Genomic DNA, 13,473 nt, shown 5'->3' on the forward strand with positions numbered 1-13,473 from the left:
TGTGACAGATACACTATTTGGCGCAAAAACCGGGGAGACAACCCATGAATTACTTGCTTGGTCTGTCACGACAGATCGACAGGTTGAATCAGCATACGGGCAGGCTTGCAAACATCATGATCCTGCTGTCGTGTCTGATCAGCGCAGGTAACGCCCTGCTCCGCTACGGCTTCAACCTCAGCGACAACTGGCCACTGGAGTTGCAGTGGTACATGTTTGCCATCGCCGTCATGTTCGGCGCGTCGTACACGTTCCAGCGCAATGAGCACGTGCGTGTGGATCTGATCTACGGCAGCGTGTCCGAGCGTGCGCAGCACTGGATCGACATCTTCGGCATCGTCGTTTTCCTGCTGCCCTCCACGATCCTGTTCACGTGGCTGTCGTGGGAATCGCTGTTCCTGCCTTCGTGGCGCATCCTCGAGCAATCGGGCAATTCGGGCGGCCTGCCCCGTTATCCGATCAAGCTCGTCGTGCCCATCGGCTTTGCCCTGCTCACGCTGCAGGGGATTTCCGAACTGATCAAGCGCTTCGCCGCCCTGCAGGGCCTGCTGCGCATCGAATCGAAATACGAAAGGCCGGTGCAATAATGATTCCATTGGAATATATGCCGCCGCTCATGTTCGGCGGCCTGGTGGTATTTATGCTGATCGGGTTCCCGGTCGCATTCTCGCTGTCGGCCGTGGGTCTGGCCTTCGGCTTCCTGGCCATCGAATGGGGCTACTTCCCCGTACAGTTCCTGCAGGCCGTGCCAAGCCGCGTGTTCGGCAGCGTGCTGTCCAATGAACTGCTGCTGGCGATCCCGTTCTTCACCTTCATGGGCGCGATCCTGGAGAAATGCGGACTCGCGGAGGACATGCTCGACTCGATGGGCCAGTTGTTCGGCCCGGTTCGTGGCGGCCTGGGTTACTCGGTCATCATCGTCGGCTTCATCCTGGGCGCGATCACCGGCACGGTGGCGGCGCAGGTGATCGCCATGGCGATGATCTCGCTGCCCGTAATGATGCGCTACCGCTACAACATGAAGTACGCCACGGGCGTGCTGGCCGCATCGGGCACGATCACGCAGCTGGTGCCGCCGTCGCTGGTGCTGGTGGTGCTGGCCGACCAGCTGAAGACCCCGGCCGGTAGCGCCGACGTCGGCAGCATGTACCTGGGCGCCTGGGGCCCGTCGGTGATCCAGATCGCGCTGTTCGCGCTCTACACCTTCGTGCTGACCCGCATCAAGCCAGACTGGCTGCCGCCGGTGCCGGAAGAAGCGCGCACGCTGCGCGGCTGGGCGCTGTGGCGCACGTGCCTGCGCGGCATCATCCCCTGCGCCGTGCTGATCTTCCTGGTGCTCGGCACGATCATGCTTGGCATTGCCACGCCGACCGAGTCCGGAGCGATGGGCGCGGTTGGCGCGCTGGTGCTGGCCGTGATCCGCGACAAGGGCTTCAACAAGATCGACCGCAACATCTATCGGCTGGGCCTGTTGGCAACGCTGGTGGCCGCCGCGGTGGGCGTCTTCGCGTTCGGCTCCCATGCATTCCGCATCCCGCTGGCGATTGCCTACCTTGTGGTGTTGTGGCTCCTGATCCGCGCCGGCCAGCTTACCGACCTGCGGCTGCTGATCGTGGATGCCTACCAGTCCACCGCGCGCATCACCGCCATGGTCGTGTTCATCCTGATCGGCTCCACCTGCTTCTCGGTGGTGTTCCAGGGCGTGGACGGCGGCGCATGGGTGGAACACCTGTTCACGTCGCTACCAGGCGGCTGGATCGGCTTCCTGATCGTGGTGAACCTGTTCATCTTCTTCCTGGCGTTCTTCCTCGACTTCTTCGAGATCGCGTTCATCGTCGTGCCGATGCTGGCACCGGTTGCGGTCAAGGTGCTGGCCCCGGTAGTGGCCGATTCGATGGGCGGCAACCCCGAAGCCGCCGCCACGGCCGCGCTGGTCTGGTTCGGCGTGATGCTGTGCGTGAACATGCAGACGTCGTTCATGCACCCGCCGTTCGGCTTTGCGCTGTTCTACCTGCGCGGCATCGCCCCGAAGGAAGTCAAGAGCTCGGACATCTACTGGGGTGCCCTGCCGTGGGTGGGCCTGCAGCTCGTCATGGTGCTGCTGGTGATGTTCTGGCCGGGCATGGTGACTGGCCTGCTCGACAAGGGATCGCTCAAGCACAGTAATTCCGCCGAGGTCAGTATCCCGCTTGGCGGACAGGACGATGGCAAGCCCGGGGGGGCGTCCTCGCCCGGCACGCTGGAGTTGCCGAGCGGCGGCGACTCGAGTGAACCGGTGGCGCCTTCGTTCCAGTTCGAGAAAAGCAAGTAGCTGGATTGAAGTGGGGCTGGAGGGTGATGCGCTGACCCTCTCCCTCTCCCCACAGATCACGCAAGACACAAAAAACCCCCGGCCTCACGGCACGGGGGTTTTTGTTTGGATCGAATGAAGCCTAACTGTGAAGCCTTACTGCTTCACGCAATCCACGAAGTATGCCTTCTGGCCATCGACCTCGTCCTCGACCAGGCCGTGGATGTCGGTCTCGAAGCCCGGGAAGAGCTTGTTGAACTCGCGTGCGAACTTCAGGTACTTCACGATCGTGCGGTTGAAGCGCTCGCCCGGGATCAGCAGCGGAATGCCCGGCGGGTACGGCGTCAGCAGGATCGCGGTCACGCGGCCTTCCAGTTCGTCGACGGGCACGCGCTCGATTTCGCGATGCGCCATCATCGCCCAGGCATCCGACGGCTTCATCGCCGGCTCCATGTCCGACAGGTACATCTCGGTGGTCACGCGCGCCACATCGTTGGCCTTGTAGACGCTGTGGATCGCGTCGCACAGGTCACGCAGGCCCAGTCGCTCGTACTGCGGGTGCTTGCCCACGAACTCGGGCAGCACGCGCCACAGCGGCTGGTTCTGGTCGTAGTCGTCCTTGAACTGCTGCAGCTCGGTCACCAGCGAGTTCCAGCGGCCCTTGGTGATGCCGATCGTGAACATGATGAAGAACGAGTACAGACCCGTCTTCTCGATGATGATGCCGTGCTCGGCCAGGTACTTGGTGACGATTGCCGCCGGAATGCCGCGCTCGCTGAACTCGCCGTCCACGTCGAGGCCCGGGGTGATGATCGTGGCCTTGATCGGGTCCAGCAGGTTGAAGCCATCGGCCAGATCGCCGAAGCCATGCCAGCGCTCGTTGGCCTTGAGCATCCACTCTTCGCGGTCAGGAATGCCGTCTTCGGCCAGCGCGTCCGGGCCCCACACCTTGAACCACCAGTCGCCATTGTTGGCGACGTCGTAGTCGGCTTCCACCTTTCGCACGGCACGGCGGAAGTCCAGCGCTTCCTGGATGCTTTCCTCGACCAGCGCGGTGCCGCCCGGCGCTTCCATCATCGCTGCGGCCACGTCGCACGAGGCAATGATCGAGTACTGCGGGCTCGTCGAGGTGTGCATCAAGTACGCCTCGTTGAAGCGGTAGCGATCCAGCTTGCGCGTTTCCGAATCCTGCACGAGGATCTGCGAGGCCTGCGAAAGGCCGGCCAGCAGCTTGTGCGTGGACTGCGTGGCGAACACCAGCGCATCCTTGCTGCGCGGACGGTCACGGCCGATCGCGTGCATGTCGCGATAGAAATCGTGGAACGCCGCGTGCGGCAGCCATGCCTCGTCGAAATGCAGCGTGTCGATCTCGGACGTCAGCATTTCCTTGATCTGCTCGGCGTTGTACAGCACGCCGTCGTACGTACCCTGCGTGATCGTCAGGATGCGCGGCTTCTGGTTCTTCGCCTTGCTCGCGAACGGATGGTTCTCGATCTTCCTGCGGATCGTCTCCGGGTCGAACTCGCTCTTCGGAATCGGGCCGATGATGCCGTAGTGGTTGCGCGTCGGCATCAGGAACACCGGAATTGCGCCCGTCATCATGATCGCGTGCAGGATCGACTTGTGGCAGTTACGGTCCACCACCACGATGTCGCCCGGCGCCACGTTGGCGTGCCAGACCATCTTGTTCGACGTCGACGTGCCGTTGGTCACGAAGAACATGTGGTCGGAATTGAAGATGCGCGCGGCGTTGCGCTCCGACGCCGCTACCGGGCCAGTGTGGTCCAGCAGCTGGCCAAGTTCCTCGACCGCGTTGCAGACGTCGGCGCGCAGCATGTTCTCGCCGAAGAACTGGTGGAACACCTGGCCCACCGGGCTCTTCAGGAACGCCACGCCACCCGAGTGCCCCGGGCAGTGCCACGAGTACGAACTGTCCTGCGCGTAGTCGATCAGCGCCTTGAAGAACGGCGGGGCCAGCGAATCCAGGTAGACCTTGGCTTCGCGGATGATGTGGCGCGCCACGAATTCGGGGGTGTCCTCGAACATGTGGATGAAGCCGTGCAGCTCGCGCAGGATGTCGTTCGGAATATGGCGCGACGTGCGCGTCTCGCCATACAGGAAGATTGGCAGATCCGTGTTGCGGCGACGCACTTCGGTCACGAACGCGCGCAGCTTCTCGATGGCGGCCGCTTCGGGCTGGTCGTCGGCGCGCACGAACTCGTCGTCGTCGATCGACACGATGAACGTGGATGCCCGGCTGGACTGCTGGGCGAACGACGTCAAGTCGCCATAGCTGGTCAGACCCATCACTTCCATGCCTTCATTCTCGATGGCCTCGGCCAACGCGCGAATGCCCGAGCCGGAGATGTTCTCGGAGCGGAAGTCTTCATCGATGATGATGACGGGGAAGCGGAATTTCATCGGGCATCCTTGATGATCGTGCTTGGAAAGAACTTGAGCCACATGGCCGGCGGGGATTTCCCCGCAAACGGCGGCATGTGGCTCTTTCGTCAGGTCTGGCGCCTGACCGGTTCATGGCCGGCGGCGCCCCCGGCGACGGACGCCGGCATTGTAATGCGATCAGGTCTTCGGCAGTGTGACACCCTGCTGGCCCTGGTACTTGCCACCACGGTCGGCATACGAGGTCTCGCAGATCTCGTCGCTCTCGAAGAACAGCACCTGCGCGCAGCCTTCACCGGCATAGATCTTGGCGGGCAGCGGCGTGGTGTTGGAGAACTCAAGCGTCACATAGCCTTCCCACTCGGGTTCGAACGGCGTCACGTTGACGATGATGCCGCAGCGGGCGTAGGTGCTCTTGCCCAGGCAGATCGTCAGCACGCTGCGCGGAATCCGGAAGTATTCCATCGTGCGGGCCAGCGCGAACGAGTTCGGCGGGATGATGCAGACATCGCCCTTGAAGTCCACGAACGACTTCTCGTCGAAGTTCTTCGGATCGACGATCGTGCTGTTGATGTTCGTGAAGATCTTGAATTCGTCGGCGCAGCGGATGTCGTAGCCGTAGCTCGACGTGCCGTAGGACACGATCTTGCGGCCGTCCGACTCCCGTACCTGGCCGGGCTCGAACGGTTCGATCATGCCGTGCTGCTCCGCCATGCGGCGGATCCACTTGTCGGATTTGATGCTCATAAAGGCGTGGGCGGAAAAGTCGGGCGGCAGGCTGCCGCAAAAGTCGGGCGGCGGGCTGCCGCTGGAATGGGGCGCATTGTACAACCAATCGCTTCTGGCGCTCTTGTTCCGGCTTCTGTTGCGATCTGGTGCCGCGCAGCGGAATTCCTAGACCGCCGGCGCCAGCGCTTCGGCCGGTGTGTGGAGGAACCGCTTCCGCCCCGTGTAGAGCAGGAAATGCTTGCCGGTGCAGCGCGCGAATAGCGTCATTCCGACACGCTTGGCCATCTGGTAACCCATTTGCGTCACACCCGAACGCGATAACAGGAACGGAATGCCCATCTGGGCGCCCTTGATGACCATTTCCGACGTCAGTCGGCCCGTGGTGTAGAAAATCTTGTCGGCGCCGCTCATGTCCTCGAGCCACATCCACCCGGCGATGGCATCCACGGCGTTGTGGCGGCCCACGTCCTCGACGAAGGTCAGCAACTCGCTGCCCCGGAACAAGGCGCAGCCGTGAACCGAGCCGGCCTGCTTGTAGACCGATTGCTGAAGCCGGATGGTATCGACGATCGCGTACAGCGTTTCCTGGTCGAGCCGGGCGTCCGGGGGCAGCGCGATGGTGTCGACCTCGTCCATCAGCGAACCGAACACCGTGCCCTGCCCGCAGCCCGTGGTCACCACGCGGCGCGCGGTGCGCTCCTCGATGCGATCGACCCCCGAACGGGTGGTCACGGCCACCGACTCGGTTTCCCAGTCCACCTGGACCGAAGCAATCTGCTCGATCGACTCCACCAGTCGCTGATTACGCAGATAACCCAGAACGAGATGCTCCGGCGCGCCGCCCAGCGTCATCAGCGTGACCAGCTCGCGTTTGTCCAGATAGACCGTCAGCGGGCGCTCGCCTGGCAGCCAGGCCGGACGTTCCCTGCCTTGCTCGTCGAGGACAGCCACCTCTTCGATCAGGGGTACGCTGGCATGGGTCAGTTCGGGGCGCAGGGACATGTGGGAGGCGGGCTGGCCCTTCCGAAGGTCGGGCCAGCTACAGCGGAAGCTATCTGGAGGAATCAGGAGGCGGCGATCACACCGCAGGCGATGCGGCCGCCCGAGTTGCCGGTGGGCTGGGTGCGGTAGTCGTCGGCATCCTTGTGGACAACGACGGCGCGGCCAACCACGCTGTTCGGGCCAGGTGCCACGGTCACGTCCGGCATGATGAACTGGACGCGCGCGTTGCCGCTGGAGTCCGCGACGAGGTTGTTCATGTCGCCGGCATGATGATCGGGCATCGTCATCTGGCCGTGCGGCTTGCCCGCCGGATTGAAGTGTCCACCCGCGCTCATCGCGTCGGGCGCGGAGCAGTCACCCTTCTCGTGGATATGGAAGCCATGTGTCGTGCCTGGCGGCAGGCCGGTCACCGATACCACCACCATCACGCCACCGCCCGCCTGCTGGTCGAACGTGACGCGTCCCGCGGTATTCGTGCCGCTCTTGGGGCTCAGCGCTGCGGCGGCCTTCGTGGACGCGCTGGTTGCCGCCGTGCCACTGCTGCTACTGCTGCTGGACGAACCCCAGCCCCAGCTCGAGCAACCCGCCACAGCCAGTGCGGCAGCGCCCATCGTCAAACCGAAAAGTACACGTTTCATGCCGAGCCCTCCTCTTGCGGTTAAAAGCCCGGGCGATTGTACGCCTGACCCGCACACACGACTGCCGCAAACCGCAATCCCGTGCCAATACGCATGATCAAGCCTGCCCCGGACGCTGGCGGGTACGGCCCGCGTCCTCCGGCGGCGTGGAACGCTGCGCGGGGATCTTGCCGGCCTTGATATCGTCGTACCAGTGCTCGTGGTGCTCCTGGGCCCAGGCCTCGTCCACGTAGCCATCACGCATGGCGCGATAGGCCCCCTCCATGCCGATCGTGCCCATGTAGATATGGCCGCAGGCCAGCGCGATCATCAGCACCGCGGCGATCGCGTGGATGACGTTGGCGATCTGCATCGTGGCGCGGTAGTACTCCAGGCCCGGCACGATCATGTCGAGCACCCACCCCGACGCAGACAGGATCAACCCGAAAAAGACCAGTCCGATCCAGAACCAGAGCTTTTCGCCGGCGTTGAAACGGTGACTCGGCACGTGGCTGCCCGTGAGCAGCCCTCCTGCCCGCGCGATCCACGTCAGGTCGTCGCGGCTGGGCAGGTTGTCGCGCACGAAGAGCACGAAGGCAACGACGATCGCGACCGTGAACACCGGCCCGCTCAGGTTATGCAGGTTCTTGAGGATGTATGTGAGCCATCCGAACAGCGTATGGCCGAAGATCGGCAGCAGGACGTGCTTGCCAAACAGGATCACGAGGCCCGAGATCGCCAGGATCGAGAACGAGATCGCCATGGTCCAGTGCACGATGCGTTCCAGCGGCGTGAAGCGTTCGATCATGCGGCCGGTGCGCGGTGTCTTGAGCGGAATCGTGCCCCGCCAAGCGAAGAACGCCAGGATCGCCAGCGGCACGATCAACACCAGCCAGCCACCCCACACCGTGATCACGCCATTGCGGAACAGCCGCCACTTCTGGCCCGTGCGCTGGATCAGCACACCAGCTTCCTTGGCCGGCAGGCTGCTGTAGTTCGGCTGGTCGGAGTTCACCTCGCGCCAGACCGGCGCATTGTTGCCCGGCTGCGTCTGCGAACGTTCCTGCTGGGCGCGCGCCTCCGCGGCCATGTCGCGGCGCGGCACATTGAAGATGTTCTCGCTCGCAATGCCCGCGAACGGCTGCGCGGGGTGCGTGGCCGGATTGTTCGCGTTATCGGACTGCGTGGCGGCCTGCGTGGCGGCCTGTTGCGCCTGCGGTGCCGAAGCTGGCGCCTGCGCGAACGCGCCGGCCATCGCCAGCGTCATCAGCGCGCCGGCTAGCCACCGTCCTGTACGTGAAAGCCGCGTCATAAGCCCTCCTTGCCGGCGCTCACGGCGTCTTGTTGTACTCGTTCTGGTACTGGTTGCGCTCATGGATCTGGCGCACCCAGCTATCCCTGTCGCCTGGCGTCCATCCCTTGGCGACGAACGGATCGCCGGGGGCGCCCTGCCATGCCGGCGTATCCGATTTCTTGAACGAAGCGGTCGATGTCTGCGCCTTCTCGCCGCAGCCGGCGATCAGCAGGCCCGCAACGCTCAGGGCAATCAGTAGCGCGCGGTTCATGATGCGCTCCCCTCGCTGGCTGGCGCGGCGGGCGCCGTGGGTGCGCCACCCGGCGCCGCGGGCGGCGTGCCCGCTGCCGGCTGCGCCTTGACGCCGCCATAGGCCGTGCCCCAGCCGAAGACGTCGCCGCCCTTGCCGCGCTTGATCACGCGATTGCGCAGGATGTCGGCAATCACGTCGCCATCGCCGCCGAGCAGCGCCTTGGTCGAACACATTTCCGCGCACAGCGGCAGCTTGCCTTCGGCCAGGCGGTTGCGGCCGTACTTCTCGAACTCTGCCTCGCTGCCGTTGGCTTCCGGGCCGCCATTGCAGAACGTGCACTTGTCCATCTTGCCGCGCACGCCGAAAGTACCTTCGCTCGGGAACTGCGGCGCGCCGAATGGGCAGGCGTACGAGCAGTAGCCGCAGCCGATGCAAACATCCTTGTCGTGCAGCACCACGCCGTCCTCGGTGCGATAGAAGCAATCGACCGGACAGACCGCCATGCACGGCGCATCGGAGCAATGCATGCACGCCACCGAGATCGACTTTTCCGCGCCGACCACGCCGTCGTTGACCGTCACCACGCGGCGCCGGTTCACACCCCAGGGCACCTCGTGCTCATTCTTGCAGGCGGTGACGCAGCTATTGCACTCGATGCAACGCTCGGCATCACAGATGAATTTCATGCGGGCCATTTGCGTCTCCGTCCTTATGCGAACCGTTCGATCTGGCAAACGGTGGTCTTGGTTTCCTGCATCATCGTCACCGAGTCATAGCCGTAGGTGGTGGCGGTGTTCACCGCCTCCCCGCGCACGATCGGCATGGCGCCCTCCGGGTAGTAAGGCTTGAGATCCTTGCCCTGCCACCAGCCAGAGAAATGGAACGGGATGAACGCCGTATCCACGCCCACGCGCTCGGTCACCAGCGCGCGCACCTTGATCCTGGCGCCGGTCGGCGTCTTGACCCAGCAGTAGTCACCGTTGCGGATGCCGCGTTCCGATGCCGCCTTCGGGTTGATCTCGACGAAGTTCTCCTGCTGCAATTCGGCCAGCCACGGGTTCGAGCGCGTTTCCTCGCCACCGCCCTCGTACTCGACCAGACGGCCGGAGGTCAGGATGATCGGGAATTTCTCGTAGACCTTGTTCTCGATGTTGCGCTGCTGCACGGTCTTGTAGAGCGTGGGCAAGCGCCAGAAGGCCATCTTGTCATCGTGGGTCGGGTACTTGGCGACCATGTCCGGGCGCGTCGAGTACAGCGGCTCGCGGTGTTGCGGGATCGGGTCCGGGAAGTTCCAGACCACGGCCCGCGCGCGGGCGTTGCCGAACGGATGGCAGCCGTGGTTCTTCATCACCACGCGCTGGATACCGCCCGACAGGTCGGTCTTCCAGTTCTTGCCATCGGCCGCCTTCTTCTCGGCGTCGGTCAGTTCGTCCCACCACCCGAGCTTCTTGAGCAGCACCGCGTCGAATTCCGGATACCCGGTGGTAATGTCCGCGCCCAGCGAGTGCGATCCATCGGCCGCCAGCAGACTCACGCCATCGCGTTCCACACCGAAGTTGGCGCGGAAATTGCCGCCGCCATCCATCACGTTCCTGCTGGTGTCGTAGAGGTTCGGCGAGCCCGGGTGCTTCAGCTCCGGCGTGCCGTAGCACGGCCATGGCAGGCCGAAGTAATCACCGGTGATGTCATAGCCGGTGACCGGGTCCTTGCCACCCTTGCAGCGCAACGAGCGCACATCGAACATGTGCATATTGCGCATGTGGGCCTTCAGCCGCTCGGGTGACTGGCCCGTGTAGCCGATGGTCCAGTTGCCGGCGTTGATCTCGCGCAGGATCGATTCGGTCTCGGGCTCCCGCCACGTGCGCCCGGCGCGCTTGACCTCGACCAGCTTGTAGTTCTTCGACAGTTCGTTGGCAAAGCCCAGCTTCTCGGCGAACGCCTGCATGATCGCGTGGTCGGGCATCGACTCGAACAACGGCTCGATCACCTTCTCGCGCCATTGCAGCGAACGGTTCGACGCCGTGCACGAACCCGAGGTCTCGAACTGTGTGCAGGCCGGCAGCAGGTACACGGCACGGTTCGGGTTGGGGGTATCGCCTTCGGTCGCCGGCATGTTGGCCATGGCGGCCGTGGCCGACGGATACGGGTCGATCACGACCAGCAGGTCGAGCTTGTCGAGCGCGCGCTTCATCTCCAGGCCGCGCGTCTGCGAGTTCGGCGCATGACCCCAGAAGAACACGCCACGCACGTTGTGGTCCTGGTCGATCAGTTCCGGCTTCTCGGTGACGATGTCGATCCAGCGCGACACCGTGGTGCCGGACTTCTCCATCATCGCCTGCGAGGCGAACTGCTTCTTGATCCACTCGTAGTCCACGCCCCAGACCGTCGCGAAGTGCTTCCACGCGCCGGCAGCCAGGCCGTAGTAGCCCGGCAGCGAATCCGGGTTCGGCCCCACGTCGGTGGCGCCCTGCACGTTGTCGTGGCCACGGAAGATGTTGGCGCCACCACCCGACACACCGATGTTGCCGAGCGCCAGTTGCACGATGCACGACGCACGCACGATGGCGTTGCCGATCGTGTGCTGCGTCTGACCCATGCACCAGACCAGCGTGGACGGGCGGTTCTTCGCCATCGTCTCGGCCACGTACCGGACTTCGGCCTCGGGCACGCCGCAGACTTCCTCGACCTTGTCCGGCGTCCACTTGGCCAGCACTTCCTCCTTGACCTTGTCCATGCCGTAGACGCGGTCGGCCAGGTACTTCTTGTCTTCCCAGCCGTTCTGGAAGATGTGGTACAGCACGCCGAACAGGAACGCGATATCGGTGCCCGAGCGGATGCGAACGTAGTGATCGGACTTGGCCGCCGTGCGCGTGTAGCGCGGGTCGACCACGATCACCTTGCAGCCGCTCTCCTTGGCGTGGAGCAGGTGGAGCATCGACACCGGATGCGCCTCGGCCGCATTCGAACCGATATACAGCGCCGCCTTGGCGTTCTGCATGTCGTTGTACGAATTGGTCATCGCACCGTAGCCCCAGGTGTTCGCCACGCCGGCCACGGTGGTCGAGTGGCAGATGCGCGCCTGGTGGTCGGTATTGTTGGTGCCGAAGAACGAGACCCACTTGCGCAGCAGGTAGGACTGTTCGTTGCTGTGCTTGGACGAGCCGATGAAGAACAACGAATCCGGTCCGGTTTCCTGGCGGATCTGCTTGAGCTTCGCGCTGATCTCGTCGAGCGCCTGATCCCAGGAGATGCGCTGGTACTTGCCGTTGACCAGCTTCATCGGGTACTTCAGCCGGTATTCGCCGTGACCATGCTCACGCAGCGCGGCGCCCTTGGCGCAATGCGCGCCCAGGTTGATCGGCGAATCGAACACGGGCTCCTGCCGCACCCACACGCCGTTCTGCACCACCGCGTCGACCGCGCAACCCACCGAGCAATGGCCGCAGACAGTGCGGCGCACGACGATATCGCCCTTGCCGCCTGCGCCGCCCTTGCCGTCGTCGGCATCGGCGCGACGCATCATCGTCAGTTGCGTGGCGGCCAGCCCCGCGCCCACGCCGATGCCCGAACGCTTGAGGAAGCTGCGGCGGTCCATGGTCGGCATGGCGCCGGCCAGGCCTGCGGCAAGGCGCGCGGACAAGCGTCCGGATGACTGGGACTGGGATTGCGAACTGGAATCAGCGAGCCGGCTGGTGAGCCGGCCGGTCTGGCCTTGGTCCGCGCGATGGTTGGCGCCGTCGTTCGCGCCATTGTTCGCACGTTTGCGGGTCAGGGGGGTCATGGCTTGCCTCGATCAGAGCGGTTGGCGTGTGCGACAACTCGGGCGCGCGCCAGCACGCCCGGGGCAACATGCCTAAACCAGCGTGGTCCGGTAGTACTTGCGGATATGGGCGGAGACCCGGTAGCCATCACTGCCCGGCGCGGGATCGGCGGGCTCGGCCTTGGCGGCGACGGCCTCGGCAAGCGCGGGCTGTCCGCGCGTGGCCACAACGGCGGCGCCGGCTGCGGCAACCACGCCGGCACCTGCCAGAAAGGTGCGACGTGCGACCCGGGGTTGTTTATCTTCCATGAGGACTCCTCGGCTATGCCGTACCGATGGATGATTTATTTATGACGTGTTTTGCATATTCTAGTTGCAACACCACCGAATGACCACGCGCGCGGCCGCAAAATCGGTAAATATCGGACAAACCCCGACCGCGCCCCCGCTCAGTGCATCTCGAGCGCGACAGCCTCGACGCTGCAAAACGCGCGTAACAGTCCTGCGGCACTGCGGTAGAAGCGGGCCTGCGGATGGTTCTCGAGGGCGTCACACAACCGGTCCACCCAAGGCTGCAGATGCCGGGCGAAGAAGCGTTGCTGCTCGCCGAGGTTCGACACCGCCAGGTCATCGCCGGCCACGAGATAGCGCATCACCTCGCACAGCGCGGCCACGTGGTCCTCGGTTTCGCTGACGTTATCGTGCCGCGTGAGCCCGTAGCGGGCCAGATCGTCACGCAATGCCACCAATGGCCGCTCGTTGAGAAAGCCGGCCTGATAGAACGAGCCGTAGAGAAAGATCTCCTGCTTGCCGACGCCGACGAACAGCTGGGCGTATTCGTCCGCGGCTTCCGCGGCGGTCGTGATCGATGCTGCGTCGCACAACGCATTCCACGCGCGACCGAGCACGGTATCGGCATCTGCACCTGACGCGCGATTGGCCGCGATATGGTGCAACAGCGTCGCATCGGGCGCCTGATAGAACAGCGTGGCCAGCAGACCATAAAGATCGGCGCGCGCGGTGTCCTCAGGATCGGGCTCGCCGTGCGCCGGCGCCTGGGCGGTAAGCTGAATCGGCTGGAAATCGCTCATATTGTGATGCATCCCTTCCGTTTATCCCTTCTGTCGG

Annotated in this window: 12 protein-coding genes; 2 read left to right on the forward strand and 10 right to left on the reverse strand. The window is 64.1% G+C overall.

What is annotated here, in order from left to right:
* Positions 1-44 precede the first annotated feature (44 nt).
* Positions 45-587: a TRAP transporter small permease subunit gene (locus RN01_RS10200; RefSeq protein ID WP_008646293.1), complete on the forward strand. Its 543-nt coding sequence runs from the start codon at positions 45-47 to the stop codon at positions 585-587.
* Positions 587-2,311: a TRAP transporter large permease subunit gene (locus RN01_RS10205; protein ID WP_008646294.1), complete on the forward strand. Its 1,725-nt coding sequence runs from the start codon at positions 587-589 to the stop codon at positions 2,309-2,311. Before RN01_RS10200 ends, RN01_RS10205 begins: the two co-directional genes overlap by 1 nt.
* Positions 2,312-2,446: 135 nt before the next feature.
* On the opposite strand, the gene RN01_RS10210 is transcribed toward RN01_RS10205, so the two are convergent.
* The 10 genes from RN01_RS10210 to RN01_RS10255 all read right to left on the reverse strand — a co-directional run bounded on the left by RN01_RS10210 (position 2,447) and on the right by RN01_RS10255 (position 13,436).
* Positions 2,447-4,711, reverse strand: coding sequence for an arginine/lysine/ornithine decarboxylase (locus RN01_RS10210; protein WP_008646295.1), 2,265 nt, complete (start codon positions 4,709-4,711; stop codon positions 2,447-2,449).
* 159 nt (positions 4,712-4,870) lie between these two features.
* The gene (gene dcd / locus RN01_RS10215; protein WP_008646296.1) at positions 4,871-5,437 is read right to left on the reverse strand and encodes a dCTP deaminase; all 567 of its coding nucleotides are present in this window, start codon (positions 5,435-5,437) and stop codon (positions 4,871-4,873) included.
* Between the two features lie 147 nt (positions 5,438-5,584).
* Positions 5,585-6,421: a formate dehydrogenase accessory sulfurtransferase FdhD gene (locus tag RN01_RS10220; protein ID WP_017512789.1), complete on the reverse strand. Its 837-nt coding sequence runs from the start codon at positions 6,419-6,421 to the stop codon at positions 5,585-5,587.
* A 62-nt stretch (positions 6,422-6,483) separates the two neighbouring features.
* Entirely contained in the window at positions 6,484-7,059 is a 576-nt protein-coding gene (locus RN01_RS10225) for a superoxide dismutase family protein (protein ID WP_011517328.1), read from the reverse strand.
* A 97-nt stretch (positions 7,060-7,156) separates the two neighbouring features.
* On the reverse strand, positions 7,157-8,350 hold the full coding sequence (locus RN01_RS10230) for a formate dehydrogenase subunit gamma (protein ID WP_024569051.1): 1,194 nt from the start codon (positions 8,348-8,350) through the stop codon (positions 7,157-7,159).
* A gap of 19 nt (positions 8,351-8,369) precedes the next feature.
* Entirely contained in the window at positions 8,370-8,603 is a 234-nt protein-coding gene (locus RN01_RS10235; RefSeq protein ID WP_024569052.1) for a hypothetical protein, read from the reverse strand.
* Positions 8,600-9,280, reverse strand: a complete 681-nt coding sequence (fdh3B, locus tag RN01_RS10240; RefSeq protein WP_024569053.1) for a formate dehydrogenase FDH3 subunit beta — start codon at positions 9,278-9,280, stop codon at positions 8,600-8,602. Before fdh3B ends, RN01_RS10235 begins: the two co-directional genes overlap by 4 nt.
* Before the next feature lie 14 nt (positions 9,281-9,294).
* The gene (locus RN01_RS10245; RefSeq protein WP_024569054.1) at positions 9,295-12,366 is read right to left on the reverse strand and encodes a molybdopterin-dependent oxidoreductase; all 3,072 of its coding nucleotides are present in this window, start codon (positions 12,364-12,366) and stop codon (positions 9,295-9,297) included.
* A gap of 72 nt (positions 12,367-12,438) precedes the next feature.
* Positions 12,439-12,654 carry a hypothetical protein gene (locus tag RN01_RS10250; RefSeq protein WP_008651781.1) on the reverse strand — a complete coding sequence of 72 codons (216 nt, stop codon included), beginning with the start codon at positions 12,652-12,654 and terminating at the stop codon, positions 12,439-12,441.
* 140 nt (positions 12,655-12,794) lie between these two features.
* Positions 12,795-13,436 carry a molecular chaperone gene (locus tag RN01_RS10255; protein ID WP_024569055.1) on the reverse strand — a complete coding sequence of 214 codons (642 nt, stop codon included), beginning with the start codon at positions 13,434-13,436 and terminating at the stop codon, positions 12,795-12,797.
* Positions 13,437-13,473 lie beyond the last annotated feature (37 nt).

The sequence above is a fragment of the Cupriavidus sp. SHE genome (assembly GCF_000812445.1).
Taxonomy (GTDB): domain Bacteria; phylum Pseudomonadota; class Gammaproteobacteria; order Burkholderiales; family Burkholderiaceae; genus Cupriavidus; species Cupriavidus metallidurans.